This window comes from Gordonia phthalatica, from assembly GCF_001305675.1.
Taxonomy (GTDB): domain Bacteria; phylum Actinomycetota; class Actinomycetes; order Mycobacteriales; family Mycobacteriaceae; genus Gordonia; species Gordonia phthalatica.
In genome coordinates, this window is record NZ_CP011853.1 from 707,813 (window position 1) to 733,515 (window position 25,703).

At 68.3% G+C, this 25,703-nt stretch carries 25 protein-coding genes; 11 read left to right on the forward strand and 14 right to left on the reverse strand.

Translation table 11 applies throughout. The features are described 5' to 3' along the window. Window positions 1-76: 76 nt before the first annotated feature. Complete coding sequence (locus ACH46_RS03300) at window positions 77-946, reverse strand: alpha/beta fold hydrolase (protein WP_062391666.1); 870 nt, start codon at window positions 944-946, stop codon at window positions 77-79. Between the two features lie 131 nt (window positions 947-1,077). Here ACH46_RS03300 and ACH46_RS03305 point away from each other — a divergent pair, with 131 nt between their 5' ends. Continuing rightward, window positions 1,078-2,316, forward strand: a complete 1,239-nt coding sequence (locus tag ACH46_RS03305; protein ID WP_062391667.1) for an Nramp family divalent metal transporter — start codon at window positions 1,078-1,080, stop codon at window positions 2,314-2,316. A gap of 110 nt (window positions 2,317-2,426) precedes the next feature. Further along, window positions 2,427-2,966, forward strand: a complete 540-nt coding sequence (locus tag ACH46_RS03310) for a hypothetical protein (RefSeq protein WP_082399862.1) — start codon at window positions 2,427-2,429, stop codon at window positions 2,964-2,966. A gap of 12 nt (window positions 2,967-2,978) precedes the next feature. Here ACH46_RS03310 and ACH46_RS03315 read toward each other — a convergent pair whose 3' ends face one another. Genes ACH46_RS03315 through ACH46_RS03330 form a run of 4 tightly spaced genes read right to left on the reverse strand, consistent with a single transcriptional unit; the run spans window position 2,979 to window position 7,112 of the window. Next, window positions 2,979-4,070, reverse strand: coding sequence for an acyl-CoA dehydrogenase family protein (locus tag ACH46_RS03315; protein ID WP_062391669.1), 1,092 nt, complete (start codon window positions 4,068-4,070; stop codon window positions 2,979-2,981). After that, complete coding sequence (locus tag ACH46_RS03320; protein WP_062391670.1) at window positions 4,067-5,032, reverse strand: acyl-CoA dehydrogenase family protein; 966 nt, start codon at window positions 5,030-5,032, stop codon at window positions 4,067-4,069. The genes ACH46_RS03315 and ACH46_RS03320 overlap by 4 nt, the downstream gene beginning before the upstream one ends. Window positions 5,033-5,034: 2 nt before the next feature. Then, a complete protein-coding gene (locus ACH46_RS03325; RefSeq protein WP_062391671.1) occupies window positions 5,035-6,198 on the reverse strand; it encodes an acyl-CoA dehydrogenase family protein in 1,164 nt (387 codons plus the stop codon). Next, window positions 6,198-7,112: an enoyl-CoA hydratase gene (locus ACH46_RS03330; RefSeq protein ID WP_062391672.1), complete on the reverse strand. Its 915-nt coding sequence runs from the start codon at window positions 7,110-7,112 to the stop codon at window positions 6,198-6,200. The genes ACH46_RS03325 and ACH46_RS03330 overlap by 1 nt, the downstream gene beginning before the upstream one ends. A gap of 175 nt (window positions 7,113-7,287) precedes the next feature. Here ACH46_RS03330 and ACH46_RS03335 point away from each other — a divergent pair, with 175 nt between their 5' ends. Continuing rightward, window positions 7,288-8,556 carry a Fic family protein gene (locus tag ACH46_RS03335; protein WP_062391673.1) on the forward strand — a complete coding sequence of 423 codons (1,269 nt, stop codon included), beginning with the start codon at window positions 7,288-7,290 and terminating at the stop codon, window positions 8,554-8,556. Window positions 8,557-8,574: 18 nt separating this feature from the next. Here ACH46_RS03335 and ACH46_RS03340 read toward each other — a convergent pair whose 3' ends face one another. From ACH46_RS03340 to ACH46_RS03365, 6 genes are all read right to left on the reverse strand, one after another. After that, a complete protein-coding gene (locus ACH46_RS03340; protein ID WP_062391674.1) occupies window positions 8,575-9,024 on the reverse strand; it encodes a hypothetical protein in 450 nt (149 codons plus the stop codon). Next, entirely contained in the window at window positions 9,021-9,617 is a 597-nt protein-coding gene (locus ACH46_RS03345) for a helix-turn-helix transcriptional regulator (RefSeq protein WP_062391675.1), read from the reverse strand. The genes ACH46_RS03340 and ACH46_RS03345 overlap by 4 nt, the downstream gene beginning before the upstream one ends. A 21-nt stretch (window positions 9,618-9,638) precedes the next feature. Then, window positions 9,639-9,986, reverse strand: coding sequence for a ferredoxin (gene fdxA, locus ACH46_RS03350; RefSeq protein ID WP_062391676.1), 348 nt, complete (start codon window positions 9,984-9,986; stop codon window positions 9,639-9,641). 4 nt (window positions 9,987-9,990) lie between these two features. Then, window positions 9,991-10,404 (reverse strand): cupin domain-containing protein, encoded by a 414-nt coding sequence (locus ACH46_RS03355; protein WP_062391677.1) that lies wholly within the window; start codon window positions 10,402-10,404, stop codon window positions 9,991-9,993. 100 nt (window positions 10,405-10,504) lie between these two features. Continuing rightward, window positions 10,505-11,191 carry a hypothetical protein gene (locus ACH46_RS03360; RefSeq protein ID WP_157850993.1) on the reverse strand — a complete coding sequence of 229 codons (687 nt, stop codon included), beginning with the start codon at window positions 11,189-11,191 and terminating at the stop codon, window positions 10,505-10,507. 40 nt (window positions 11,192-11,231) lie between these two features. After that, complete coding sequence (locus tag ACH46_RS03365; RefSeq protein ID WP_082399360.1) at window positions 11,232-12,119, reverse strand: IclR family transcriptional regulator; 888 nt, start codon at window positions 12,117-12,119, stop codon at window positions 11,232-11,234. A gap of 53 nt (window positions 12,120-12,172) precedes the next feature. On the opposite strand from ACH46_RS03365, the gene cysD reads away from it, so the two are divergent. After that, window positions 12,173-13,126, forward strand: a complete 954-nt coding sequence (gene cysD, locus ACH46_RS03370; RefSeq protein ID WP_417935292.1) for a sulfate adenylyltransferase subunit CysD — start codon at window positions 12,173-12,175, stop codon at window positions 13,124-13,126. Further along, on the forward strand, window positions 13,126-15,015 hold the full coding sequence (gene cysC, locus ACH46_RS03375; RefSeq protein ID WP_062391680.1) for an adenylyl-sulfate kinase: 1,890 nt from the start codon (window positions 13,126-13,128) through the stop codon (window positions 15,013-15,015). Before cysD ends, cysC begins: the two co-directional genes overlap by 1 nt. Before the next feature lie 19 nt (window positions 15,016-15,034). Here the strand turns inward: cysC and ACH46_RS03380 are convergent, their stop codons facing one another. Beyond that, window positions 15,035-15,412 carry a hypothetical protein gene (locus tag ACH46_RS03380; protein ID WP_062391681.1) on the reverse strand — a complete coding sequence of 126 codons (378 nt, stop codon included), beginning with the start codon at window positions 15,410-15,412 and terminating at the stop codon, window positions 15,035-15,037. A gap of 138 nt (window positions 15,413-15,550) precedes the next feature. Between ACH46_RS03380 and ACH46_RS03385 the strand changes: the two genes are divergently transcribed. Continuing rightward, window positions 15,551-16,129, forward strand: a complete 579-nt coding sequence (locus tag ACH46_RS03385; RefSeq protein ID WP_157850994.1) for a type IV toxin-antitoxin system AbiEi family antitoxin domain-containing protein — start codon at window positions 15,551-15,553, stop codon at window positions 16,127-16,129. A 549-nt stretch (window positions 16,130-16,678) separates the two neighbouring features. On the opposite strand, the gene eccA is transcribed toward ACH46_RS03385, so the two are convergent. After that, window positions 16,679-18,394, reverse strand: coding sequence for a type VII secretion AAA-ATPase EccA (gene eccA, locus ACH46_RS03390; RefSeq protein WP_062391683.1), 1,716 nt, complete (start codon window positions 18,392-18,394; stop codon window positions 16,679-16,681). Window positions 18,395-18,538: 144 nt separating this feature from the next. Here eccA and purL point away from each other — a divergent pair, with 144 nt between their 5' ends. The 5 genes from purL to ACH46_RS03415 all read left to right on the forward strand — a co-directional run bounded on the left by purL (window position 18,539) and on the right by ACH46_RS03415 (window position 25,023). Continuing rightward, window positions 18,539-20,818, forward strand: a complete 2,280-nt coding sequence (purL, locus tag ACH46_RS03395; RefSeq protein WP_062391684.1) for a phosphoribosylformylglycinamidine synthase subunit PurL — start codon at window positions 18,539-18,541, stop codon at window positions 20,816-20,818. Window positions 20,819-20,823: 5 nt separating this feature from the next. Further along, window positions 20,824-22,590, forward strand: a complete 1,767-nt coding sequence (locus tag ACH46_RS03400) for an alpha/beta hydrolase (protein WP_417935272.1) — start codon at window positions 20,824-20,826, stop codon at window positions 22,588-22,590. A gap of 21 nt (window positions 22,591-22,611) precedes the next feature. Further along, window positions 22,612-23,058, forward strand: a complete 447-nt coding sequence (locus tag ACH46_RS03405; RefSeq protein WP_226995749.1) for a DUF2752 domain-containing protein — start codon at window positions 22,612-22,614, stop codon at window positions 23,056-23,058. A 110-nt stretch (window positions 23,059-23,168) separates the two neighbouring features. Next, complete coding sequence (locus ACH46_RS03410) at window positions 23,169-24,044, forward strand: RDD family protein (RefSeq protein WP_062391686.1); 876 nt, start codon at window positions 23,169-23,171, stop codon at window positions 24,042-24,044. A gap of 52 nt (window positions 24,045-24,096) precedes the next feature. Further along, window positions 24,097-25,023: an RDD family protein gene (locus tag ACH46_RS03415; protein WP_062391687.1), complete on the forward strand. Its 927-nt coding sequence runs from the start codon at window positions 24,097-24,099 to the stop codon at window positions 25,021-25,023. Window positions 25,024-25,038: 15 nt separating this feature from the next. On the opposite strand, the gene ACH46_RS03420 is transcribed toward ACH46_RS03415, so the two are convergent. Further along, window positions 25,039-25,701: a TetR/AcrR family transcriptional regulator gene (locus ACH46_RS03420; RefSeq protein WP_062391688.1), complete on the reverse strand. Its 663-nt coding sequence runs from the start codon at window positions 25,699-25,701 to the stop codon at window positions 25,039-25,041. Window positions 25,702-25,703 lie beyond the last annotated feature (2 nt).

Here is a 25,703-nt window from a genome sequence, read left to right on the forward strand (position 1 = left end):
TTCCGGCTCCCGCACTCGGTCGCGACCGAGTGCGGGAGACAGAACTGGTGCGACTCGTCGGCAAGCGGCGCGGGAACTACAGCCCGTGCCGGTCCAGGAACTCAACGATCGCGGCCGCGAACACCTCGTTGTCGTCGCCGGCGACCATGTGCCCGGCGTCGCTGACGTCGGCGATCTCGGCGTGCGGCACCAGCTCTCGCATGTTCTCGATCCCCGCGTCGCTGACGACGTCCGACTTGCCGCCGCGCACCACCAGTGTGGGCGCGGTGACGTTCCTCGCGGCGGCCGCGAGGCGGGCCGGATCGGTGTGACGGCGCGGCTCGTCGCCCTGCCCGGACGTGATGAACGCCGGATCCCAGTGCCAGTACCAGCGGCCGTCGTCGTGGAGGCGGACGTTCTTCTTCAATCCCTCGAGGTTCTTCGGCCGTTTGCGTTCCGGGTTGTAGGCGGCGACGGCGTCGGCCACCTCATCGAGGTTCGCGAAGCCGTCGATGTGGTCGGTCATGAACGCCTTGATGCGGTCGATGCCCTTCTGCTCCACATTGACGACGACGTCGACCATCACCAGTGCGGCCGCGAGGTCGGGATCCTCGCCGAGGGTGCACAGGCCGGTGATGCCGCCGAGCGAGGCGCCGATGATGACCGGTCTGCGGGCGCGGTCGGTCAAGACGGTGCGGAGGTCGGCCACGAAGGCGTCCATCCCGTAGTCGCCGTCGGGCGCCCACTGGCTGTCGCCGTGGCCGCGGAGGTCGAGGGTGTAGACGTCGCGACCGCGCGCCGCGAGGGCTGCCGCCGTCCGGTCCCACGAATGCCGCGTCTGCCCGCCGCCGTGCAGCAGTAGGGCGGGGGTGACGTCGCGGGCGTCGCCGGTCCCGGGCCAGTGGTCGCCGCGGAGTGTGAGGCTTCCGCTGGAGACGGAGAAGGGCTGCGACGTGGAGGGAGCCATTCCTCCACTACTACACCGGCATTGCGCCGCCGGGGCATTGATGTCGGAATCGGTCCCGGTCTGCGGGAGGGTGATTGAACTCATCTGGTTTTCGGTATCCCGAAACTTTGATGGTCGGCTAACCTCAATCCATGTTGCAGCGGCCGCGAAATGGAGTGATCGCGCGAAGCGTAGGACTCCTGGGTCCCGCATTCGTGGCGTCGATCGCCTACGTGGATCCCGGCAACGTCGCCGCGAACATCACCGCCGGCGCCAAGTACGGCTACCTGCTGGTGTGGGTGCTGGTCGTCGCGAACGTGATGGCGGTGATGGTGCAGTACCAGTCGGCCAAACTCGGCGTCGTCACCGGAAAGACGCTGACGACGACGCTCGGCGAGAGGCTGTCGCGGCGCAGTCGGCTGCTCTTCTGGATGCAGGCCGAGCTCGTGGCGGGCGCGACCGACATCGCCGAGGTGATCGGTGGCGCCATCGCACTCAACCTGCTGTTCGGACTGCCGCTGCCGGTCGGCGGCGTGATCGTCGGCCTCGTCTCGATGCTGCTGTTGGCGCTGGCGAACCCGCAGCGACAACGTCAGTTCGAGCATGTGATCGTCGGGCTTCTGGCCGTCATCGTGATCGGCTTCCTCGCCGGCCTCGTCGTCAGTCCGCCCGACGCGGGCGGCGTGCTGAACGGGATGGTCCCGCGGTTCGACGGCACCGAGACCGTCCTCCTCGCGGCATCCATGCTCGGCGCCACCGTGATGCCGCACGCCATCTACCTGCATTCCTCACTGGTCATCGATCGGCACGGCCGCCCCGAGACCGAGCGGCGGACGCGACGACTCCTGTCCGCCACCCGCGTCGACGTGGTCGTCGCACTGGTGATCGCCGGAGCGGTCAACATCGCGCTGCTGGTCCTGGCCGCGACCAGCCTGTACGGCCGCGAGGGCACCGACAGCATCGAGGGAGCGCACGCGGCGGTCCGCGACGCACTCGGTCCGGTGGTGGCGACCGCCTTCGCGGTCGGCCTGCTGGCGTCCGGCATCGCGTCGACGTCGGTCGGCTCGTACGCGGGCGGGACCATCATGAACGGACTGGTGCGCAGGCAGATCCCGATGCTCATCCGACGATCGGTGACCCTGGTGCCCGCGGTGCTGATGCTCGCGATCGGAGTGAACCCGACGATGGCCCTGGTGATCTCGCAGGTGGTGCTGAGCTTCGGCATCCCGTTCGCGATCATTCCGCTGCGCCGCTACACCGCAGACAAGCGACTGATGGGTTCGTTCGCCGACAACCCGTGGCTGCGCTGGGGTTCGGCCGGCGCCGCGGTGGTGATCGTGGCCTTGAACGTCGCGTTGATCATGCTGACGGTGGCGGGTATCGGCGACTGATCGTCGCTCCGGATCTGCGTACCGAAAAGTGGCTCCAGTCCACTTTTGGATACGCAAATCGGTTGCGCCGCAGTGACACACTGACGTCGTGGACATCGGAGAACCGCGACATGTGTGAACAGTGCCTGACGGCACCGGTCTACTTCGGTCAGCCGCTCCCGGGGTGGACGTTGGCGCGTGCTCGGGCGGAGCATCCGAACTCCACCTGGCACCGGGGCGAGTGGGGGCTGATCCGCATCGACGATCCTGCGTTTCGCTGGCGGATCACCCCGACGCGGTCGCCGGATCACGGGATGCCCGAAGAGGAGGCCGACGCCTACTTCAACTCGTTGGATCCGGAGTCGCCGGAGCACCGCCGTTTGATGGTCTTCACCAGTGAGAGCTGGGCTGACTTCTCCGAGGCCTTCGAACGGTGCGATGCCGTCGACGGCTACGAACTCATCAAGGCGGCGGTCCAGGTCGGCTACGACGACTCCGAAGGATACGGATTCTCCCGGTGGCTCTTCGATTACCTCGGCGCGTACCTCGGCACGGCCACACCGGAGTACGACGACGCCGGCGATGCCTGGTACCGAGACAGGTTCGGGGCGGCATCGATCGACGGATCGATCGGTGCCGCCCCGCTGCCCGGCGAGCCGGGCCACGAATGACGATCCGTCCCGCTACACGACCACCCGCGCGAGCGCGTCGTGCGGCTGGCCGAAGAGCTGGGCGTCGGCCTGGGCGCGCTTGAAGTACAGGCCGATGTCGTGCTCCCAGGTGATGCCGATGCCGCCGTGCAGTTGAATCGCCTCGCCGGTCACCGCCATGTAGTTCTCGGAGCAGTAGACGTGGGCGGCGGCCGCCAACTCGGCGGCGTCGTCGCGACCCGTCACCAGGGCGTCGATCGCCGCTGCCGACATCGACCGCATGGCCTCCACCTTCACGTACATGTCGGCCATCGCGTGCTTGAGCGCTTGGAACGACGCCAGCGTGCGCCCGAACTGCTTGCGCGCCGAGGTGTACTCGACGGTGAGCGCCAGGGCGCGGGCCGCTCCGCCGACCTGCTCGGCCGACAGCATGGCCCACGCGAGCGTGCGGATGCGCTCGGCGATGTCCGGGGCGGACGCGATGGTCGTGGCGGGCACCTCGTCGAACGTCACGCGCGCCAGCGCACGGGTCGGATCGAGGACCGGCAGCGGGGTGACGGTGACGCCCTCGGCGTGTGCGTCCACCTCGTGCAGGGTGTGCGCGTCGGGGTTGTCCGGACGCCCGGCGATCACCAGGAAGACGTCGGCGGAGTCACCGTCGAGCACGTACTCGGCGGTGCCGCGCAACAGCCCGGCCTCGGCGGTGACGCCCGGTGCGGTCCAGCCGGGATTGCCGGCCCAGCAGAGACCGCCGATCTTCTCGCCCGACGCGAGGTCGGGGAGCAGTCGTGCAGAGGCCTCGTCGTCGCCGGCGGCCAGGACGGCACCGACAGCGAGGACGGCCGACGAGAACACCGGCACCGGAGACAGCGTGCCGCCGACCTCTTCGACGGCCAACGCGGTCTCGGCGAGGGTCGCGCCCGCGCCGTCGAACTCCTCGGGGACGGCGAGCGCGGCGACGCCGATCTCGGTGCAGAGCGTCTCCCACAGCGGCCGATCGATACGACCTTCCGTACGGGTCGCGGCGCGCACCGCGGCCGAGTCACTGCGACGCCTCAGCACGTCGCGAATCGACTCCGCCAGGGCCGCACGGTCTTCGGCGCTGATGGTCTCCGGCGTGCTCACAGCGTCTCCAGGATCAGGGCGCGATGCTGGGCGGGGGTGCCCCACGCCGAGACGAGCGCGCGCGTCTTGGTCAGGTACAGCGAGAGGTCGTGCTCGGCGGTGTAGCCGATCGCGCCCAGCACCTGCAGGCTGCGGCGCGACGCCAGGTAGGCGGCATCCGCAGCGGCGACCTTCGCGGCGGACACGTCGCGCGCGACGTTCGTGCCCTCCGGAGCGTTCCCGTCCAATCCGACGGCCGCGCCGTGCACCAGCGGTCGCGCCATCTCGACGGCGATCGCGACGTCGGCCAGGTGGTGCTTCACCGCCTGGTAGGAGCCGATGGCGCGGTTGAACTGCTTGCGGGCCTTGGCGTAGTCGGACGCGAGGTCGAGCATCGCCGAACCCAGACCGATGAGCTGCGCCGCGGTGGCGAGCGCGCCGAGCTGGGCGACGGCCGACTCGTCGGCCGAGCCGAGCGCTGCGCCCGCCTCGACGTCGGCGACGGTGCGCGTCGGATCCACCGAGGCGTGCTCGGCGACGACGGACGCGGAGCTCAGCGTGCCGTCGCGCAGCAGGTAGACGTCGGCGTCGGCCGGGGCGGCCGCGCGGTAGCCGGTCGCCGCGGCCGCGAGGGTGGCGGGACGACCGCCGAGCAGCGCTTCGAGGGCGTCGGAGGCACCGGCTGCCGCGAGCGCGGTCGGGACGGCGGCGAGGGTCTCGGCGACCGGACCGGGCAGCGCGATGCGTCCGATCTGCTCGGCCGCGACCACCATCTCGGTGGCACCCGCTCCGGAGCCGCCGAGCGCGTCGTCGACGATCAGGCCGGTGATGCCGGCCTCGGCGAGCTGTCGGTAGACGGTCAGGGCGGGGGCGTGGTCGCCCTCCGACCAGGCACGGGCGACGGCGCTGCCGCCGGCCTTCTCGCCGATCGCGGCGACGGTGTCGCGCAGGTCGGTGTGGATGTCGTTGAGGAGGAAGTCCATGTCTATCGGTCTCCGCGGGGCAGGCCGAGCAGTCGCTCGGCGATCACGTTGCGCTGAATCTCGTTGGTGCCCGCGTAGATCGGGCCGGACAGTGAGAAGAGGTAGCCGTCCATCCAGGGATCGTCGAGCTCGGCGTCGACGCCCTGCAGGTCGAGGGCGGTCTCGTGGGCGGCGATGTCCCACTGCGACCAGAACACCTTGTTGATCGACGACTCCATGCCCAGCTGTCCGCCGGCGGCCAGGCGGCTGACCGTCTGGTACGTCGAGAGTTCGTAGGCGCGGGCGCCGATCCAGGCGTCGGCGACGCCCTTGTCGGTGGCGGCGGTCGACGGCAGGTCGCCTGCTGACTTCCACAGCTTCACCAGGCGGTCGGTGGCGGCGAGGAATCGGCCGGGGGAGCGCAGCGAGAGGCCGCGCTCGTTCGCCGCGGTGCTCATCGCGACCTTCCAGCCGTTGTTGACGTCCCCGATGACACCGGAGTTCGCCGGGTCGGCGGGGTCGTCGGGCACGAAGACGTTCTCCAGGAACAGCTCCGCGAAGCCGGCCTCGCCGTCGAGCTGGGCGATCGGGCGGACGGTCACGCCCTCGGCCTTCAAATCGAACATGAAGTACGTGATCCCGCGGTGCCGCTGCGCCTCGGGGTCGGTCCGGAACAGCCCGAAGCCCCAATCGGCGAAGCTGGAGCGCGAGCTCCAGGTCTTCTGTCCGTTGAGGAGCCAGCCGCCCTCGGTGCGGGTGGCGGTGGATCGGAGCGACGCGAGGTCGGAGCCTGCCTCGGGCTCGCTCCACGCCTGGCCCCAGATGACCTCCGACCGCGCCATCTGCGGCATGATCCGGGCCAGCTGCTCGGGGCTCGCGTGCTCGAACAGAGTCGGTGCGAGGAGGAAGATGCCGTTCTGGCTCACGCGCCCGGGCGCACCCGAGCGGTAGTACTCCTCCTCGAAGATCAGCCAGTGCAGCAGCGGCTCGTCGCGGCCGCCGAACTCCACTGGCCAGCTCACCACGGACATGCGGTCGGCGGCCATCTCGGCCTCCCACTTGCGGTGGGCCTCAAAGCCTTCCGCGGTGTCCATGGAGGGAAGCGGCTCGGCCGGGACGTGCTCGGCCAACCAGGCGCGGATCTCCGCGCGGAACGCCTGTGCGGCGTCGTCGAACAACAGATCCATCAGGCCTGTCCCTTCTTCTGGGCGGCGTCGCGCATGCTGCGCGCGTCCATGCCGCCGAGCGAGTCGCCGGAGTCGGCGTCGTTCGCGGCGTGCGCGTAGTGGTGCCAGCCGAAGACCGAGTCCATGGCGTTGCGCATGCCCATCTGGTCTTCGCAGATGTTGACGGCCTTCTTGCTCAGGAACAGGCCCTGCATCGGCATCTCGGTCATCTGCGCGCAGATCTCGTCGACCTTGGCGCCCAGCTCCTCGCGCGGCACGACGTGGTTGACCATGCCCCAGTCCAGGGCCTGCGCGGCGGTGAACCGCTGGCCGGTGAACAGGATCTCCTTGGCGCGACGGGCCCCGAGGACGTAGGCGTGCGCGAAGTACTCGACGCCCGGGATGCCCATGCGGGCCACCGGATCGGAGAAGAACGCGTCGTCGGAGGCGACGATGAAGTCCGCGGCCCACGCCAGCATCAGGCCGCCCGCGATGCACGCGCCGTGCACCTGCGCGATCACCGGCTTCGGGATCTCCCGCCACCGGCGGCACATGCCCATGTAGACCTCGATCTCACGGGCCAGGCGCTGCCCGCTGTCGAGCGGCTGGTCGTCGCTGCGGGTGTGATCCCAGTGCAGCGTCGCGACGTTGGGGTAGAAGGTGTTGAAGTCGCGCTCGGGCGTGCCGATGTCGTGGCCGGCGGAGAAGTGCTTGCCGTTGCCGCGCAGCACGATCACCTTGACGTCGGCGTCGTCGACGGCCTTGCGGAACGCCGCGTCCAGCGAATACGTCATCACCGAGTTCTGCGCGTTGCGGAAGTCGGGACGGTTCAGGGTCACGTAGGCGACGGCGCCGTTGGTCTCATAGGCGATCGGCGACGTGTCGGGTCCGAGGTCGTCGGGCCCCAGCGGGGGAGGGATGACGGCGTTGCTCATACCTCCAGACTCTAACCTAGCAAGTGCTTGGTTGGTAGCCGACGGTCCGCTGGGTGGTCTTTTCGGAATCGGTCTCGCCGTCTTTGATGGTTCCTATTTGACGCGAAGTGTCACTCACGTCGAATAGGATCGACTGCTGACGGCCGTATCTGCTGTCGATGCAGGAGAAAGTGACATGGCCTACCGAACTCTGAAGTCGATCTTCCATCAGCATGATCGCGCTGGATTGGTTCGAGAGGAACGGGTTCGCAGAAACTCGCCCTCGGCCATCCACTGGGACCTTCTGATCGGTGACAGCTCGGCGTTCATGCTCGTCACCCGAGAAGTAGCCGTGCTGGTCGAACGGATCCTGACGCTCGAACCGAGGATCCGCCATCACTGGGATCGACTGCCGGGACGTGCACAATCCGACTATCTGGCTCAGATGATCGTCGACGAGGTTCAGGCCACCAACGAGATCGAACAGGTGCGGTCCACGCGCAAGGAGATCGGCGAGGCGCTGGAAGCCCTGCGTGCAGATGCGCCGATCGGAGGCAAGCGTTTCACGGAGATGGTTCGGCTCTACATGGGCATCGGGAACGCCGACGCGCGGGCACCGCAGACCCTCGACGACCTCCGAGGGGTGTATGACGCGGTGACAGCGGGTGAGGTCGGTGCGGATGCGGCTCCCGACAGTGCACGGTTTCGGACCGGGCCGGTGACCATCGAGTCGGGGACGAAGGTGGTCCATCGGGGAGTTGTTCCGGAGTCGGCGATCGACGAGGCGTTGACAGTGATGATGAGTCAGACACGGGACGTCGAGATTCCGCGGCTGCTCCGGGCCGTCGTCGCGCACTTCATCTTCGAGTTCGCGCATCCGTTCCACGACGGCAACGGCCGGACAGGTCGGTACCTGTTGGCGCTGGACCTTCGCGAGGTTCTGGCACCGTACTCGAGCTTGGCGTTGTCGGCGACGATCGCCGACAACAAGGATCGCTACTATCGGGCGTTCGCCGATGCCGAGGAGCCGTTGAATCGGGGAGACCTGACGGTCTTCGTGACGTCGATCTTGGAGATCATTGCGGAGGCCCAACACCGTCTGCTGACTGATCTTTCAGACCGGGCACAGAAGATCGAGGCGCTGAACGAGCGTATCGGTGACTTCGTGAGCGACGGCCCGCAAGACGGACTTGTATTCCACTCGGCGATCGGCAACCCGTTCGACCTGGCCGACATCGGTGATCTGCTGTTCATCCTGGGGCAGGCGTGGCTCTTCGACGTCAACCGGGCCATCAAACTGCAGTCGCTGGTGCGAACGACGGGGCGGTCGGTGCAGTTCATCAGGCCGCGAGTCCAGTCGCTGGTCGACGTGGGCCTCGTGGAGATCGTGACCCAGAAGCCGCTTCGATTCCGGATCACCCGCAGCGGCGCTGAGATCCTCGGGATCGGCGGGCAACCCGGCTGACGTCGAGTGCGACGCTGACTACCGCGCCCCCAGCACCATCCCGATCGGCGCGCTCACGATGAGGATCGTGAGGATCGCGAGGTAGGCGTACGCCAGGGTGTTGCGGAGCCGGATCAATCCGTGGCCGGCCCACCACGTCAGCGCCAAGACCAGGAGCAGCAGGACGGCGCCGACGTCGATGGTCACCGACGACGAGACGAGCGCGCCGACGATCACGACGGCGTTGGCGACCGCCCACCCGCTGAGCTGAACGATCTGGATCGGTGCGGGGACCGGGGTCGGCAGATTCTGCTGCGCGATCCCGATGATGATGAGCGCGACGCCGCCGACCAGCACCAGATACGCGGCGAGCCAGCTGCCCTTCTCCAGGCCGAGCGGTCCGGTGACGGCGGCCACCAGGCCTCCGGCGACGACGAGTGCGCCGCCGCCCGCGGTGTGGGCGTCGATGCCGATCTGGCGCGTGGTCACGGATGGTCTCCTTCGGTCAGCGAGGCGAAGCAGTGGTCGCCGTCGACGAAGGCGTCGAGTCCGGCCAGTGCCACGTCGGTGCTGTGGGTCGACAGCACCCCTTGCATGATGCCTCGATGGACCGCACACGTGATGCCGGGGCGCTCGCGGGCCAGCTCGAGGAAGGGGCAGCGGTTCAATCGGATGCCGTCGCACGCCTTCTCGGGAGCGAAGCCGAACTCGTCGAGCACGGTCACCAGATCGTCGGTCGGATCGGCGGACGCGGTGGCCCGCTCGCGACCCCACGTCCACCCGGCCTCCGCGGCCTGCTGTTCCGCACCCGGCAGTGCGGCCAGGGCCTTCACCAGCACGCCCGCGAGGAGTTCGTAGTTCCGCGGGCCCGACGGATCCATGGCCGGACGGGCCCGGTACAGCAGTCGGGGACGACCGCGACCGGACTGCTCGGCAGTCTCGGCGAGGACGAGCCCGTCGCCCTCCAGACCGCGCAGATGGAACCGGACGGTGGTCGCCGGGATGTCGCACGCGGCGGACAACTCGGCGACGGTCATCGCAGCTCCGGCGGCGCGGAGGGCGTCGAGGATCGTCGAACGCATCGGGTCAGACCCGTCGGGCCGTCAGTTCTCGCCCTGCGGCGGCTGCGAGGCGACGAGCGGGGCGTCGACGCCGGTCGGACCGATCTTCATGGCGCCGCCGGGCGAACCGAGCGGGGCGTCACGGCCGGGAAGCACCTTCTGGAAGAAGTCGGCGTTGTCGGTGGCGTAGGGAACCCATTCGTCCGGGAGGTCGTCCTCGTAGAAGATGGCTTCGACCGGGCAGACGGGTTCGCAGGCGCCGCAGTCGACGCACTCGTCGGGATGAATGTACAGGCTGCGTCCGCCCTCGTAGATGCAGTCGACGGGGCATTCCTCCACGCAGGCGCGGTCCATCACGTCGACGCAGGGCTGGGCGATCACATAGGTCATCGGATCATCGATTCGGGTTGAAGGGTTCGATGGTGAGCGACGGCTCGCGATGGGAGTGAACCGTCAGGTAGCTGAGGCCGTCGGGGCCCGCGGTGAACGACCGCAGCGAATGGTGCGGCAGCCACAGCAGATCGCCCGCGGTCACCGCGACGTCGTCTGCCTCGGTGCCGACCGTGCCCGAGCCGACGAGGATGTGGACCAGGACGTCCACCTCGCCGCCGCGATGGGTGCCGATGGAACGGCCCGGCGCCAGTCGGATCAGGTTGGAGTCGAGCCCGCGGTCGGGGAAGTCGAGCTTCCAGGCGACCTCGGTGGTCTCGACCTCGGCCCGCGTCCGTTCCGCGGTGTTGCCGAGGACTTGCGGAATCGCGTCCTCGGCAACGGGTTTCGCTCGCGGGCTCGGGGTGGCGTCGGACATGGGCCGTCCTCTCGATTTAAAACAATGGGCTGTTGTAAAAAATCTAGTCCCGTCGAGAGGTGGGCGGCAATGGTGTCTTTGGTCTCTACTCGCGCCGCGACTACCGCGGAGACGCGGCGGCGGCGCGATCGGCGATCGTGGCGAGATACTTCTCGAACTTCTTGGGGTCCAGCAGATCCGGCTCGGTGCCGGGTGACGATGCCAACGACGTCATGATGATCGTGAGGCCGACGTTGTTCCGGTTCACGTAGCCGGTGTACGTGTCGCCCGCACGCTGTCCCGTGTCGGCCATCCGGCCCACCTGGCGGAACACCGTGGCGCCGTCGACGGAGGTGCGGACCGGCGTGTATCGCAGGGTGAAGTCGTAGGCGCCCTCGGACGTCTCCTGCTTCGCGCACCGTCCCGACATGGCGGCCGAGGCCGCCCGAATGTCGATCGTCGGTTGGACGGCCATCTGCATCACCATCACGCCGGGCTCCAGGGTCGCGACCACCGCGTCGGAGTCGGTCGACTTCACCTGCGTCGCCTTGATGAGTCGGGCGCAGTACGGATCCTTCGGCAGCTTCTGCTTGGACGGGTCGATGTCTTTGAGCTTGTCCTGGGCGACGTGCTGGAACGTGGTGCCCGGCGGAAAATCGGCGGCGGTCAGGAGGTAGTCCCGCAGCGAGCTCGGCGTGTCGCTGGGCTGGATGTCGTCGGCGTCGGTCGCATCGCCGCCGCACGCCGTCGCGCCGAGCAGCGCCGCTCCCACGAGTACCGAGGCGGCCACGCGTCGCAGAGTTCTCATGTCGCTGAATCTAGCGGGGGTGACAGCCGAGGTCGTGCCGTCAAATGACGGTCGGCGCACCGAGTTCCGTCGATGCGCGCGCGGCGAAACGCTGCACGGTCTCGCCCAGAGTGGACAGTTCGGCAGCCGGCATCGTCCGGTCCGGTCGTGAGACCAGTGCGGCGACCACCGCGCCGTCTCCGTCGAAGATCGGGGCGCCGATGCTGACCGCGCCGACCTCTCCGACCAACTCGTCGGGGAGGTAGTCGATGGCCGACAGTTCGGAGACCAGGTCGGCCATCCGGGCGCGCAGCCCGGACGGCGCCCCGGCCAGGCCGTTGAGGGCGTCGATGATGGCGCGGTGGTCGTCGGTGATTCGCTCGATGGAGTAGCCGCGCTCGCGGATCGCGTCGAGCGCGGCGGTCAGGCGGGGTCGTTGGTCGTCGGGCGCGCCGGCCAGCCAGGTGTCGCGGGTCGAGGCATCGGCCCAGGCGACGAACTCGCGGCACAACGGCGGTCGTAGCGCCATTCGTCGAACCGGGGTCGACACGACGGTCGACGGTGGACCGGCATGATCGGTGACCGTGACGGCGTCGCCGTCGCGCTGGGCCAGGAAGGCGGGAGTGCCGGTCGCGTCGACCAGTGCCTGCAGGGCGGGGGCTGCGGCAGTGGCCACGATGTCGATCCGGGCGGCACGTCGGCTCGTCGCCAGAAACGACAGCCCGAGGGTGAAAGAATTGTCCGGGCGACGGGTCAGCCAGCCGAGGTCGCACAGTTGTGTCGCGACGGCGTGGGCGGTGCCTCGCGGGATGCCTGTCGACCGCACGATGTCGGCGAGGGTGAGGCCGGTGTCGGCGTGCTCGACGAGCAGCGACATCACCTGCACCACGCGACGCGTGGGCGGGGAGGATTGACGCTCCGTCCCGTCGTCGCTTACCGTGACTGTCATATTGCCAACATTAAGTGTCGGATATTCGACACGTCAAGGAGTGGTTGCGAGTGATCACCTCACCGGACGGAACAGGCTCCGTCGCGTCGGCCGGGACCGGACGACGCTACGACCTGACCACCCTCGAAGAACTCGAAGCGGAGTCGATCCACATCTTCCGTGAGGTCGCCGCGACCTTCGAGCACCCGGCGATGCTGTTCTCCGGCGGCAAGGACTCGGTGGTCATGTTCCACCTGGCGCAGAAGGCCTTCTGGCCGGCGCCGGTTCCGTTCCCGCTGATGCACATCGACACCGGTCACAACTTCGACGAGGTCATCGAGTTCCGCGACCGCGTGGTCGCCGAGACCGGCGTCCGACTGATCGTCGCGAGCGTGCAGGACGACATCGACGCCGGCCGCGTCGTCGAACAGACCGGCCCCGGCACCTCGCGCAACCGCCTGCAGACCACCACGCTGCTGCGCGGCATCTCCGAGAACCGGTTCGACGCGGTCTTCGGCGGTGCTCGCCGGGATGAGGAGAAGGCGCGCGCCAAGGAACGCTTCTTCAGCTTCCGCGACTCCTTCGGCGCGTGGGATCCGCGGAACCAGCGGCCCGAGGTGTGGAATCTGTACAACGGCCACTGCGCGCGCGGCGAGAACATCCGCGTCTTCCCGCTCAGCAACTGGACCGAGCTCGACATCTGGAACTACATCGCGCAGGAGGGCATCGAGCTTCCGTCGATCTACTACGCGCACGACCGCGAGGTGGTCCCGCGCGACGGCATGCTGCTGGCGAACACCCGTTTCCTGGAGACCTACCCGGGGGAGACCGCGCACGTGGAACGCGTGCGCTTCCGGACCGTCGGCGACGCCACCTGCACAGGCTGCGTCGAGAGCGACGCCGACACTGCGGAGAAGGTGATCGCCGAGGTCGCGACCACTCGCGTCACCGAGCGCGGCGCCACCCGCGCCGACGACCGCATCTCCGAAGCAGGCATGGAAGACCGCAAGAAGGAGGGCTACTTCTGATGAGCTCCGATACCGACACCGCCCCCGAGGTCGCCGCTCCCGACGTGGTCGCCCCTGCTGAACTGCTGCGCATCGCCACCGCGGGCAGCGTCGACGACGGCAAGTCGACCCTGATCGGTCGCCTGCTCTACGACTCCAAGTCGATCCTCACCGACCAGCTCGAAGCGATCGAACGGACCAGTGCCAAGCGCGGCGACGAGCACGCCGACCTCGCGCTCCTCACCGACGGCCTGCGCGCCGAACGCGAGCAGGGCATCACCATCGACGTCGCCTATCGCTACTTCGCGACGGCGACGCGGAAGTTCATCATCGCCGACTCGCCCGGCCACGTGCAGTACACGCGCAACATGGTCACCGGCGCGTCGACCGCCGACGTCGCGATCATCCTCATCGACGCGCGCAAGGGGGTCCTGGAGCAGACGCGTCGGCACGCCTTCCTGTCGTCGCTGTTGGGCATTCCGCACCTGACGGTCTGCATCAACAAGATGGACCTGGTGGACTACTCCGAGTCGCGGTTCGAGGAGATCCGCGACGAGGTGGTCGCGTTCGCGGCGAAGCTCAACGTCACCGACATCTCGTTCATCCCGATCTCGGCGCTCGTCGGCGACAACGTGGTGGAGCGCTCCGACGCGATGCCGTGGTACTCCGGTCGGCCGCTGCTGAGCCACCTGGAGAACGTCTACATCGCGTCCGACCGCAACCTGCGCGACGCGCGGTTCCCGGTCCAGTATGTGATCCGCCCGCAGCGCAGCGACGGTTTCGATCACCGCGCATTCGCGGGCACTGTCGCCGGCGGCACCTTCGCGGTCGGTGACAAGGTGGTCGCGCTGCCCGGTGGCTTCGGCACCACCGTCAAGGCCATCTGGGGTCCCGGTGGGGTCGAACTGACCGAGGCCTTCGCCTCGCAGGCCGTGTCCATCGCGCTGGACGACGAGATCGACATCGTCCGCGGCGACATGCTGGTCCGCCCCAACAACCGCCCGCACGTCGGCCGCGAGCTGGATGCGATGGTCTGCTGGTTCTCCGAGACCTCGCAACTCGCGCCCGGCAGCACCTACCGGATGCTGTGCGGCACCCGCGAGACCCGAGTTCGCGTCGACGGCCTCAACTATCGCCTCGATGTCAACACCCTGCACCGCGACGAGGGTGCGAAGGGGTTGGCGCTCAACGAGATCGGCCGTCTCTCGCTGCTCGCGCAGAAGCCGGTCATGTTCGACGAGTACCGCCGCAACCGCGCCACCGGCAGCTTCATCCTGATCGACGAGGCCACCAACGCCACCGTCGCCGCGGGCATGATCAGTGCACCCCTCGCGCGCGACACACAGGTGGTCTGGCAGTCGACGAAGGTGACCCGGGAGCACCGGTCGCACCGCGGAGCCACCCTGTGGCTCACCGGCCTGTCGGCGTCGGGGAAGTCGACCATCGCCATGGAACTGGAGCGACGCATCGTCGCCGAGGGACGGCCGGCGTACCTGCTCGACGGCGACAACCTGCGCCACGGCCTCAACAGCGACCTCGGTTTCAGTGACGACGACCGCCGCGAGAACATCCGCCGCACCGCCGAGGTGGCGTCGCTCTTCGCCGACTCGGGCGCCGTCGCGCTGGTGTCGCTGATCAGTCCGTTCGCCGCCGAACGGCAGCGGGCTCGCGAGATCCACGAGGCGTCCGGCCTGCCCTTCTACGAGATCTTCGTCGACACCCCACTTGAGGACTGCGAGTCCCGCGACCCCAAGGGGCTGTACGCGAAGGCCCGCGCGGGGGAGATTCCGCTGTTCACCGGCATCGACTCGCCGTACGAGCGGCCCGAGAACGCCGACCTGGTGATCCGTCCCGGCGACGGTTCGCCCGCTGAGGTGGCCGAGCGGATCCTTCGGGAGCTCGGGTTGTAGGTCTACTGGGGTGGTAGAGCTACTGGGGGCCGAACTGAAGCGCCATTCCTCCGCTGACGACGAGTAAGACGATCTGCGCCGCGAAGAAGCCGACGGACACGGCGGCGCTGCGGATTCGCCGGTGCACGGCCCAGCAGAGCCACGCGAGGGCCGTGACCCAGAGGACGATGCCGCCGATCGTGCTCAGCGTCGCGGCCCGGTCCGGCCACGCGGGATCGCCGCAGTCGGAGTAGCCGTCGCCGGGTCGGAAGCTGCAGTAGCTGTCGTCAAGAGTCGACAGCTTCGCGAATACGATGCCGATCAGCGGGAGCGGGATCTGAGCGATCAGCAGGGCGATCGAGATGTTTCGGTCCTTTGATGCCGACTGTGCATCGGGTTCGTGGGGCAACATCGGCATTCGCTGACTCTAACAACGTTGTCGGGCAGCGTCATTCGGCCGACTGGCTAGAGTGTCGGATCGTATGCGGCAGATTTGCGTATGAATAAGTGCCTCCAGGGTCGATTTCCATACGCAAATCACTCGAAAATGATTTCGATGGAACCGGACGGGCGTCTGGTGCGTCTAATTGTTGTGGGGGATACGGGAGAAGTCGCACAGTTCCTGGCGGATCATGACGGCGTCATCACGACGAAAGAGGCGTTGGCGTGCGGTTTGAGTCCGGCGCGGATCCGAGGCCGGGTGAACCGTGGCGAGTGGATCAGATTGGCGCACGGTCTTATGCGGTCCGCTTCTCATGAATTCAGCGAGAGGGCGATGGTGCGAGCAGTTGTTCTCGCGCACAACGGCATTGCCGACAGTACGACGGCCGCATGGTGGTTCGGAATGTTGTCAGAGCTGCCGGTGCCATTGACGCTGTCGTGTACGGGGAAGCCGTCGGTGGTCGACTGGCCGGTCGAGGTCCGAGTCAGTCGCCGTGGGCTCCGCGCGGACTGGGTGACCGAAGAACGCGGGCTGGCGGTGACGACGAAGCCGCTGACCGCGCTGATCGCGGCCGTGGAGCTCCCCGAAGGGACGACCTTCCTCGACCGCATGCTGCAGACCGGTCAGGTCGAGCTTCGAGACCTGCAGAAGGCTGTCGAGAGTGCGGCGGGAATGATGTCGATCAGCCCGTAGAAGTTCCAGCTCCAGTCACGTGGTCTCGACCGACGCCTCGGCTTCAGGCCTCGGAAGTCGGCTCGACCTGTCGCTCCGCTCCATTCGCCTGGCCGGAATACGGGGTCGTCGTCGAGATCTCCGGATGGGTCTACCACCGCGACTCGCGTCGTCACGGCAACGACCTCGCGAAGGCGAACTACTTGCAAGAGATCAAATGGTCCGAGCTGCAGTACGACTGGCACATGCTCAACGGTGACGGCGCCGCCTGCATGCAGCAGGTCATCGACAAGCTCAATTCACGGGGTGCAACCGGAATGTGAGGCACGGCGGAGGACTTGCGTAAGAATTCGTCGACTGGGGGTACATTTCCATACGCAAATCGCGATGGGCGCCGTCGTGAGAGGAACGGCCGAGACGACGGGTCAGCCTGTCTGCGAGGCTGAGGCCGCGAAGGTCGCTCCGAAGGCGATGACCGCGACGTGCAGGGCGAGGCAGGTCCTCGCGACGGGGGTACGTTGCTCCATCCAACGGCGGACTCCCGATCCGGCGAGTAATGCGGCGCACCGCTCATCGCAGCCCCGCCAACGCCGCGCGGACGTCCTCCCCGGTGATCGTCATGAGCGCAGCGTCGCTGAGTTCGCCGAGGTCGGCGTCGAGGGCGAGCCGGAGTTCGCGTTCCTCCTCGGCAGCCTCGATCAGGTTGCGCACGTAGCGGCCGTTGCCGGCGAGGTCGGACGCGCGGCGGCCGCCGTCGACGTCGTCGTACAGCTCGGTGAAGGCGTCCTCGAGGACCTCGGCCGCGTCGGCGGATAGGCGTGCGTCCCGGCGCTGGGCCATCGTCTCGGCGATCCGGATCAGTTCGCTCGGCGTGTACGACTCGAAGCGGATCCGGCGCGCGAACCGGGAGGCCAGTCCTTCGTTGGCGGCGAGGAGGCGGTCGATCTCGTCGTCGTAGCCGGCGATGATGACGACGAGCCGGTCGCGGTCGTTCTCCATCCGGGCCAGGAGGGTGTCGACGGCCTCGCGGCCGAAGGCGTCGCCGCCGGACAGTCCCTCCTGAATGAGCGTGTAGGCCTCGTCGATCAGCAGAACGCCGTCAAGGGCGGAATCGAGGACCGCGGAAGTCTTGGGCGCCGTGGATCCGAGGTGTTGGCCGACGAGGTCGCGGCGGCTCACCTCGACCACGGTGTCGGACTTCAGGAGCCCGAGCGCGCAGTAGAGGCGGGCGACGAGTCGCGCGACGGTGGTCTTGCCGGTTCCCGGCGGCCCGGTGAACGCGAGGTGCAGGCTGCGCGACTGTGTCCGCAGTCCCTTCTCGGCGCGGACCTGCGCGAGCGTGGCCGTGGCGCGCAGCCGTTCCACCTGCTCCTTCACAGCGCCGAGTCCGATCTGCGCGGACAACTCGTCGGTCACAGCGCGGACCGCGTCGTCGTCGGGCTGCGCGGTCGGAGGAGCAGAGGGTTCGGGGTCGTCGGCATCGACCGCCAGCCGGTAGGCGGGATTCGCGAGCGCTCGCTGCGCCTCCGACAGCCGCGGGTCCAGCGCGAAGGCTTCCTCCAGGCACGATCGGGCCGCCTCCTCGTCGCCCCGCGTGCGCAGCGCCATCCCGATCAGGAACAGCGCCTGGGGTCGAGCATTCTCGAGCGCAGAGTTGCGGACCGACTCCAGTCGACGGAGACCTTCGTCGAACAGACCGAGGTGGACGCATGCGGTGCCGGCGAGGAAATCGGTGGCGGCGCGCAGGACATCGTCGGGCCACGTGATGGATCCGACGACGTCGAGGACCACCCGCCAGTCCTGCTCCCGGAGCGACACCAGTGCGCGGCAGAAGACGACCGACGGGTCGGCCGAGGCGCCGAGCTGGTCCAACACGTCGACGGCGCCGACCGGGTCGCCGCCGACGAGCAAGGATGCGGCATACGCGGCGGCCGCGTCGACGGGACCGGTGATCGGCAGATCGATGAACATGCCGGTCGGCAGATGTCCCGCAAGGTAGCCGGGCGGGATCCCGAGGCGACGCTGGTCGACGCCGATGCTCGCCCGAGCGCGATAGAGGCCCAGCAGGCTGGGCCCGGACCGATCGCCTGCCGCCACCCGACCGAGCCAGGCGTCGCCCATCCCGGGTGCGATCTCCGAGGCCCGGACGAAGGCCCTCAGCGCCCGGTCGCGGTCGGGTGGCACGTCGCTGACCAGGACGCCGAGGGCGCTGAGCCCAGCCGTGAAGTACTCTCGAGCCGTCGGCGCCACGGCCGTCCCGCGCGCACCCGAATTACTGACATTCATCGTGATCCCCCTGAAACGCCTGCCGGTGTTTCGACCCTAGCGGGTACCGCATCGCATCACGTCGAAATCGGGCGAAGCGGGCGGCGGTGCAGCTCACCTGGCCGAATTCTCGGGCACCGGTCGCGCTGACATAGACTGTCTGGCGTGAGCGCCCAGGTCGATACCGTTTCCCACGCCGCCGATACCCCCGAGCTTCCGCAGCCCTATGCGGAACTCGGCCTCAAGGACGACGAATACGCCCGGATTCGCGAGATCCTGGGCCGTCGCCCCACCGACGCCGAACTGGCGATGTACTCGGTGATGTGGTCCGAGCACTGCAGCTACAAGTCGTCGAAGGTGCACCTGCGCTACTTCGGTGAGACCACCACCGACGAGATGCGCGCGGGCATGCTCGCGGGCATCGGCGAGAACGCCGGCGTCGTCGACGTGGGCGACGGCTGGGCCGTGACCTTCAAGGTGGAATCGCACAACCATCCGAGCTACGTGGAGCCCTACCAGGGCGCCGCGACCGGCGTCGGCGGCATCGTCCGCGACATCATGGCGATGGGTGCCCGCCCGATCGCAGTCATGGACCAGCTGCGCTTCGGCGCGGCCGACCACCCCGACACCCGTCGCGTGGTCGACGGCGTGGTCCGCGGCGTCGGCGGCTACGGCAACTCCCTCGGCCTGCCGAACGTCGGCGGCGAGACCGTCTTCGACGCCAGCTACCAGGGCAACCCCCTCGTGAACGCACTGTGCGCCGGCGTCCTCCGCGTCGAGGACCTGCACCTGGCGTTCGCGTCCGGCGCGGGAAACAAGATCATCCTGTTCGGCGCCCGCACCGGCCTCGACGGCATCGGTGGCGTCTCGGTCCTCGCGTCGGAGACCTTCGACGACGACGGCGGCCCCAGCCGCAAGAAGTTGCCGAGCGTCCAGGTGGGCGACCCGTTCACCGAGAAGGTGCTCATCGAGTGCTGCCTCGACCTCTACAAGGCGGGCATCGTCGTCGGCATCCAGGACCTGGGCGGCGCTGGCCTCTCGTGCGCCACCAGCGAGCTCGCGGCAGCGGGCGACGGCGGCATGCACATCGAGCTCGAGAAGGTGCCGATGCGCGCCGAGGGCATGACGCCCGCGGAGGTGCTCTCGTCGGAGTCGCAGGAGCGCATGTGCGCCGTCGTGAAGCCCGAGAACGTCGACGAGTTCATGGCCGTCTGCCGTAAGTGGGACGTCCTCGCCACCGTCATCGGTGAGGTCACCGACGGCGAGAACCTCGAGGTCACCTGGCACGGCGACACCGTCGTCGACGTTCCGCCGAAGACCGTCGCGCTGGAGGGTCCGGTCTACAACCGCCCCGTCGAGCGCCCGGACTGGCAGGACGAGGTCATCGCCTCCACCACCGCGGGCCTGAAGCGGCCGGAGACCTCCGACGAACTGCGCGAGACCTTCTTGAAGCTGCTCGCCAGCCCCGCGCTGTGCAGCCGCAAGTTCATCACCGAGCAGTACGACCGCTACGTCCGCGGCAACACGGTGCTCGCGGAGAACGCGGACTCCGGCGTCATCCGGATCGACGAGGAGACCGGCCGCGGCATCGCGATCGCCACCGACACCTCCGGCCGCTACGCGTTCTTGGACCCGTACACGGGCGCGCAGCTCGCGCTCGCCGAGGCCTACCGCAACGTGTCGGTCACCGGCGCCACCCCGCGCGCCGTCTCGAACTGTCTCAACTTCGGTTCGCCCGAGGACCCGGCCGTCATGTGGCAGTTCAGCCAGGCCGTCCGCGGCCTCGCCGACGGCTGCGCGCAGCTCGGCATCCCGGTCACCGGCGGCAACGTCAGCTTCTACAACCAGACCGGATCCACCGCGATCCTGCCGACGCCGGTCGTGGCCGTCCTCGGTGTGATCGACGACGTTCGCCGCCGTACGCCCACCGACATCGGCACCGAGCCCGGTGAGACGCTGATCCTCCTCGGCGACACCCGCGACGAGTTCGACGGCTCGATCTGGGCCCAGGTGGAGCACGACCACCTCGGCGGCGTGCCGCCGAAGGTCGACCTGGAGCGCGAGCGCCTGCTCGGCGAGATCCTGGTCGCGGCGTCGCGCGACGGCATGGTCTCGGCGGCGCACGACCTCTCCGAGGGCGGTCTCATCCAGGCCGTCGCGGAGGCCGCGCTCGCCGGCGAGACCGGCTGCCGGATCATCCTCCCGAAGGATGCCGATCCGTTCGTCACCCTGTTCTCCGAGTCCACCGGCCGCGTCCTCGTCGCCGTTCCGCGGACCGAGGAGTCGCGCTTCTCGTCGATGCTCGACGCCCGCGGTCTCCCGTGGACGCGCATCGGCGTCGTCGACCAGGGCAGCGACGCGGTGGAGGTCCAGGGCCACTTCGAGGTGAAGCTCGACGAACTGCGCGAGGTGCACGAGGGCACGCTGCCGACCCTGTTCGGCTGAGATTTTTGAGCGAGCACGAACCGACGGCGGCGGTGACGCGGAGAACTCCGCGCGCCGCCGTTCGTCATTCCTCGATGCGGATGGGATCGGCCGTCACCCGCATCATGCGCATCCTGCGGGTGGATCCGCCGGGGCTGGTGATCGGCACCCTGTTCTACATGTGGTCGCTGACCCCATCGCTCCTGCCGCGGCACTGGGCGTTTCAGGGCCTGATCGGCGGCATCACCGCCGCCACCGGCTATCTGGTCGGCGTGATCCTCGCGGCGATGGCCCGGCGCTGGCTGCTGCCGCAGCTGTCGTGGTGGCCGCTGCCGATCAAGGTCCGTCGCCTCATCCGAATCGGGCTGCCGCCGGCGTGCCTCGCCGCCTCGCTGATCACCCTGCTCTTCGCGGTCCGCTGGCAGACGGAGATCGCCGATCTGATGGGGGCCGACGCGCCGTCGTACCTCGGCTATCTGCGTGCGCCCGTGCTGTCGGCGGTCATCGCCGTCGCGATCGTCGGGACCTTCCGGATCCTCCGCGACATCGTCGGATTCGTCGCGCGCAAGCTGAACCGCGTCTTCCGGATCCCGAAGCGTGTCGCGGGTGTGCTGTCGCTGATCCTGATGCTGGTGGTGGTCTACGGCGTCATCGACGGCATCGCGATCCGCGGCAGCTATGCGGCGATGAACGCGATCTTCAGCGTGCAGAACGACAACACGCGCGACGGCGCCGAGAAGCCGACGCTGCCGGAGAAGTCGGGCAGCCCGGCGTCGCTGGTCCCGTGGGACAGCCTGGGTTTCGAGGGCCGCAACTTCGTGTCGGGCGGGGTCCGCGCCGATCGGCTCGCCGCGTTCAACGGCCGCCCCGCGAAGGAACCGATCCGCGTCTACGCGGGCATCGAGTCGGCCGACGGCGTGGACGCGCAGATGACGCTGATCGTCAACGAGTTGGAGCGGACCGGAGCCTTCGAGCGATCCACCCTCGTCATCATTCCGACCACCGGCACCGGTTGGGTGAACCCGACCGCGTCGCAGACCTTCGAACTGGTCGCCAACGGCGACAGCGCGCTGGTGGCCGCGCAGTACTCGTACCTGCCGAGCTGGGTGTCGTTTCTCGCCGACAAGGAGAAGGCCGCCGAGGCGGGGCGTCGGCTGGTCGACGCGGTCCATGACCGGTGGCTCACGAAACCGGCCGATCATCGACCGAAACTGTTCGTCTACGGCGAGAGCCTCGGTACGCAGGCGGGGGAGGGTGCGTTCGACGACCTGAACGCCATCCGCTCCACCGTCGACGGCGTGCTCTGGGTGGGGCCGCCGAACTCGAATCGACTGTGGCACACCCTCGTTGAACGTCGCGACCCCGGCACGCCGGAGGCCGAACCGACGTATGCGAACGGTCTCGTCGTTCGTTTCGCGAACGACGCCGAGGGCATCCGGCGGAATCCGGACGAGTGGATGTCGCCGCGCGTGCTGTACATCCAGCACCGGTCCGACCCGGTGGTCTGGTGGTCGCCGGATCTGCTGCTGCGCAAACCCGACTGGCTGTCGGAGCAGGCGGGCGGCGACCGCGCGCGGGCCATGCGCTGGTATCCCATCGTCACGTTCTGGCAGGTCAGCGCCGACCTCGGCAATGCGGCGGGCGTTCCCGACGGGCACGGGCACAACTACGGGACGGTGATCCTCGACGGCTGGATCGCCGTGACGCAGCCCGCGGGGTGGACCGACGCCGACACCGCGCGCATCCGGAACGCTCTCGCGGCGCTGCGCGGGTACGACGGTCCGGAGAAGTAGGTGAACGCGGAGCCGGATCGAGTGTCGACGGATCAGGTCCCGTGGGGGCATCTGCCGTGGTTCCTCCGGCATCGGATCGTGACGCCGCTGCTCGCGGTGGTCGGAGTCGCCGTCGTCTGCGCGGTGGTGTGGGTCGGTGATCCGACGACGCCGGGCGGCTTCCTGCCGCCGTGCCCCACCGCGGTGCTCCTGCACCTCGACTGTCCGGTCTGCGGATCCACACGCATGCTGTACGCGCTGCTGCACGGGGATCTCGGTGCGGCACTGCGCTACAACGCTCTCGGCGTGATGGTGACGGTGCTGCTGGTGATCGCGTTCGCGACGTACGTGGTCGGGTTGTGGCGCGGGCGACGGATTCGGACGTGGCTGAGCTGGCGATATACCCCGCTCGTGGCGGGGATCGTCGCGGCGGCGTGGTTCGTGGTCCGCGCCGTTCCGGTGGGGCCGTTCACGGGTCTCGCAGTGTGATCTCGGCCCTGTGACCGGGGGCTTCGTCGGTTGATCGGTCTAGGCCGGGCAGGCGAGCCGTCGGCCGCGGCGCTACTGTTCGAGGGTTGGTTCGTTGAGAGGAACGTGGAATGAGCAACCCCTATGGAGTTCCGGGGCAGGCTCCGGACGGCAGCCAGTACGGTGGGCAGCCGAATCCGGGCCAGCCGCAGTCGGGTGGTCAGTCTCCGCAGGGGCAGCCCCAGTACGGCCAGCAGCAGTACGGTCAGCCTCAGTACGGGCAGCAGTCGTATGGGCAGCCGCAGTACGGTCAGCAGCCGCAGTATGGTCAGCAGCCGCAGTATGGTCAGCCGTCGTACGGTCAGCCCCAGTACTCGCAGCCCCAATACGCCCAGCCGCAGTATGCGCAGCCCCAGTACGCCCAACCTCAGTACGCGCAACCGCAGTACGCCCAACCCCAGTACGGTGCGCCGCAGGCGACCAAAGGCTTCGTCGACATCGCGGGTGTCGGACGCGTCCAGGTCGCCGATCTCACCCAGCGGTTCCTGGCTCGGCTGATCGACAGCGTCGTCTACAGTCTCGTCCTCGGAGCCATCTTCGGTATCGCCTTCGCGACCGTCCTGGGTTCCGAGCCGGAGTGCACCGTCAGCGTCGCGGGCACCTACACCTGCTCGGGTGGCCCCAGCAGTGCCGGCCTCGGTGCGATGTTGCTGCTGACTGCTCTGGGCTTCGTCGTCGGCCTCCTCTACGAGTGGCTCATGGTCGGCCTGACCGGCGCGACCCTCGGCAAGATGGCGATGAAACTCAAGGTGGTCAACGAGACGACCGGTCAACCGATCGGCCTCGACAAGGCCTTCGTGCGACAGTTGATTCCGTTCGTGGGCAGCTTCCTCTGCTACATCGGGGCGATCATCGTGTACCTGTCGCCGAACTTCGATGACACCGGCCGCATGCAGGGCTGGCACGATAAGGCGGCGAACGATCTGGTGATCGTCACACAGCAGTAGTCAGTGGTCCGCATCGTCTGATGCGGAGATCGCGGCGGGAAGAGGACGTGGAATGAGCAGCCCTCACGGGGGTCCCGTACAGGAGCCGAACGGCGAACTCGACGAGCAGGCGCAATACGCGCCGACTCAATTCGAGATCCCGAAGTACGGCTACTCGTCGACCGGGGACCCGACCGAGTTCGTGCAGCAGCCGGTGGATCAGGGCCCGTACGGGCAGGATCCGTTCGGCCAGGTTCCGTTCGGCGGGGCGCAGCATCCGGCGACGCAGCCGTACACGCAGCCCCAGTATTCACCGGCCGAGAACCTGCCACCCGAGTACCAGCAGACCGAGTACGGTCAGCCCGGGTACCTGCCGTCCGCGTACCCGCAGCCCGAGGTCCAGCCGTACTACGCGCCGGCGCCGTACACGGCCGCCCCGTACGGAGCGATGCCGGGCTACTCGGTGCCGACCGACGATTTCGTCGACATCGCGGGTGTCGGCCGGGTCCAGCCGGCGACCTTCCTGCAGCGTGCCCTCGCCCGCCTGATCGACAGTGTCGTCAACACAGCGCTGCTCGCTGTGGTGGTCGTCATCGGGGACAGAATCCTCCGGAACTCCGGGCCCGAGTGCGTCGCCGACGGCACGCGAACGAACGAAGAGTGCCTCCAAGAGGCGGTCGGTTACACCTTCAGTTGGATTTTTCTCATCATCGTCGTCGGGATGCTGTGCGGTGTGCTCTACGAGTGGCTGATGATCGGTCTCGCCGGTGCGACGCTCGGCAAGATGGCGATGCGATTGACCGTCGTCGACGAGGTGACCGGACGGCCGATCGGCCTCGGTGCCGCATTGATCCGACCGCTGATCCCGTTCCTCTCGTTCTTCATCTGCTTCCCGCTCGGCGTGCTCGTCGTCTACCTCTCGCCGGTCTTCGACGATTCGGATCAGCGGCGCGGCTGGCACGACAAGGCGGCGAAGGACATCGTCATCGTCAAGCAGTAGCGCGGCGGGCGGTCGTCACGCCTGCCGGGAGGCGACGTCGTCGAAGGCTCGTTCCGCATCCTCGGGGGGCGTGCCGTATCCGACCACGAGGGCGATGAGCGCGCTGCGGGCGACGAGGTCGTGCACCCCGGTGAGGTGCCCGGCGATCGAGAGCATCGCCAGTCCGTGCACCATGCTCCAGGTGGCGCCTGCACGGATCAGCAACTCGGTTTCGGCGTCGTCCGGGGTGACGCGTCGCAGTGCGTCGACCATCACCAGGAAGGCGGCCCGCCCACTGTTCGAGTCGGTCGGATTCCCGTGCTGCAGCAGCGATGTGCGCTTCGACGACGTCCAGTCCGGTGACGCGTACTGGAACATCAGTGTGTAGAGCCGCGGGTGCTCGGTGGCGAAGCGCAGGTAAGCCAGTCCCTGGCCGATCAGGTCGGCGACGGGATCGTCCGACGATCCGGCGGATCGCAGTGCGTCGGCGAACTCGACGAACCCGCGTTCGCAGACCTCGCCGGCCACCGCGCCGACGCTGCCGAACCGTGAGTACACGGCCATCGTCGACGTGTCCGCCTCCTTCGCGAGTCGGCGGACGGTGAGCGCCTCGACGCCCTCCTGCGTGATCAATCGGTACGCGGACTCGATCAGCATGGCGCGGACCGGATCCGGCGTCTCCCCTTTACGTGCACTCATAA

Coding starts and splice junctions, on each gene's coding strand:
- ACH46_RS03385 (WP_157850994.1), top strand. CDS start 15,551: ATGGAACCGGACGGGCGTCTGGTGCGTCTAATTGTTGTGGGGGATACG.
- fdxA (WP_062391676.1), bottom strand. CDS start 9,986: ATGACCTATGTGATCGCCCAGCCCTGCGTCGACGTGATGGACCGCGCC.
- ACH46_RS03320 (WP_062391670.1), bottom strand. CDS start 5,032: ATGGACTTCCTCCTCAACGACATCCACACCGACCTGCGCGACACCGTC.
- ACH46_RS03345 (WP_062391675.1), bottom strand. CDS start 9,617: ATGCGTTCGACGATCCTCGACGCCCTCCGCGCCGCCGGAGCTGCGATG.
- ACH46_RS03310 (WP_082399862.1), top strand. CDS start 2,427: ATGTGTGAACAGTGCCTGACGGCACCGGTCTACTTCGGTCAGCCGCTC.
- ACH46_RS03360 (WP_157850993.1), bottom strand. CDS start 11,191: ATGAGAACTCTGCGACGCGTGGCCGCCTCGGTACTCGTGGGAGCGGCG.
- ACH46_RS03415 (WP_062391687.1), top strand. CDS start 24,097: ATGAGCAGCCCTCACGGGGGTCCCGTACAGGAGCCGAACGGCGAACTC.
- ACH46_RS03420 (WP_062391688.1), bottom strand. CDS start 25,701: ATGAGTGCACGTAAAGGGGAGACGCCGGATCCGGTCCGCGCCATGCTG.
- ACH46_RS03380 (WP_062391681.1), bottom strand. CDS start 15,412: ATGCCGATGTTGCCCCACGAACCCGATGCACAGTCGGCATCAAAGGAC.
- ACH46_RS03335 (WP_062391673.1), top strand. CDS start 7,288: ATGGCCTACCGAACTCTGAAGTCGATCTTCCATCAGCATGATCGCGCT.
- eccA (WP_062391683.1), bottom strand. CDS start 18,394: ATGAATGTCAGTAATTCGGGTGCGCGCGGGACGGCCGTGGCGCCGACG.
- ACH46_RS03300 (WP_062391666.1), bottom strand. CDS start 946: ATGGCTCCCTCCACGTCGCAGCCCTTCTCCGTCTCCAGCGGAAGCCTC.
- ACH46_RS03305 (WP_062391667.1), top strand. CDS start 1,078: ATGTTGCAGCGGCCGCGAAATGGAGTGATCGCGCGAAGCGTAGGACTC.
- ACH46_RS03355 (WP_062391677.1), bottom strand. CDS start 10,404: ATGTCCGACGCCACCCCGAGCCCGCGAGCGAAACCCGTTGCCGAGGAC.
- ACH46_RS03365 (WP_082399360.1), bottom strand. CDS start 12,119: ATGACAGTCACGGTAAGCGACGACGGGACGGAGCGTCAATCCTCCCCG.
- ACH46_RS03330 (WP_062391672.1), bottom strand. CDS start 7,112: ATGAGCAACGCCGTCATCCCTCCCCCGCTGGGGCCCGACGACCTCGGA.
- ACH46_RS03410 (WP_062391686.1), top strand. CDS start 23,169: ATGAGCAACCCCTATGGAGTTCCGGGGCAGGCTCCGGACGGCAGCCAG.
- cysC (WP_062391680.1), top strand. CDS start 13,126: ATGAGCTCCGATACCGACACCGCCCCCGAGGTCGCCGCTCCCGACGTG.
- ACH46_RS03325 (WP_062391671.1), bottom strand. CDS start 6,198: ATGGATCTGTTGTTCGACGACGCCGCACAGGCGTTCCGCGCGGAGATC.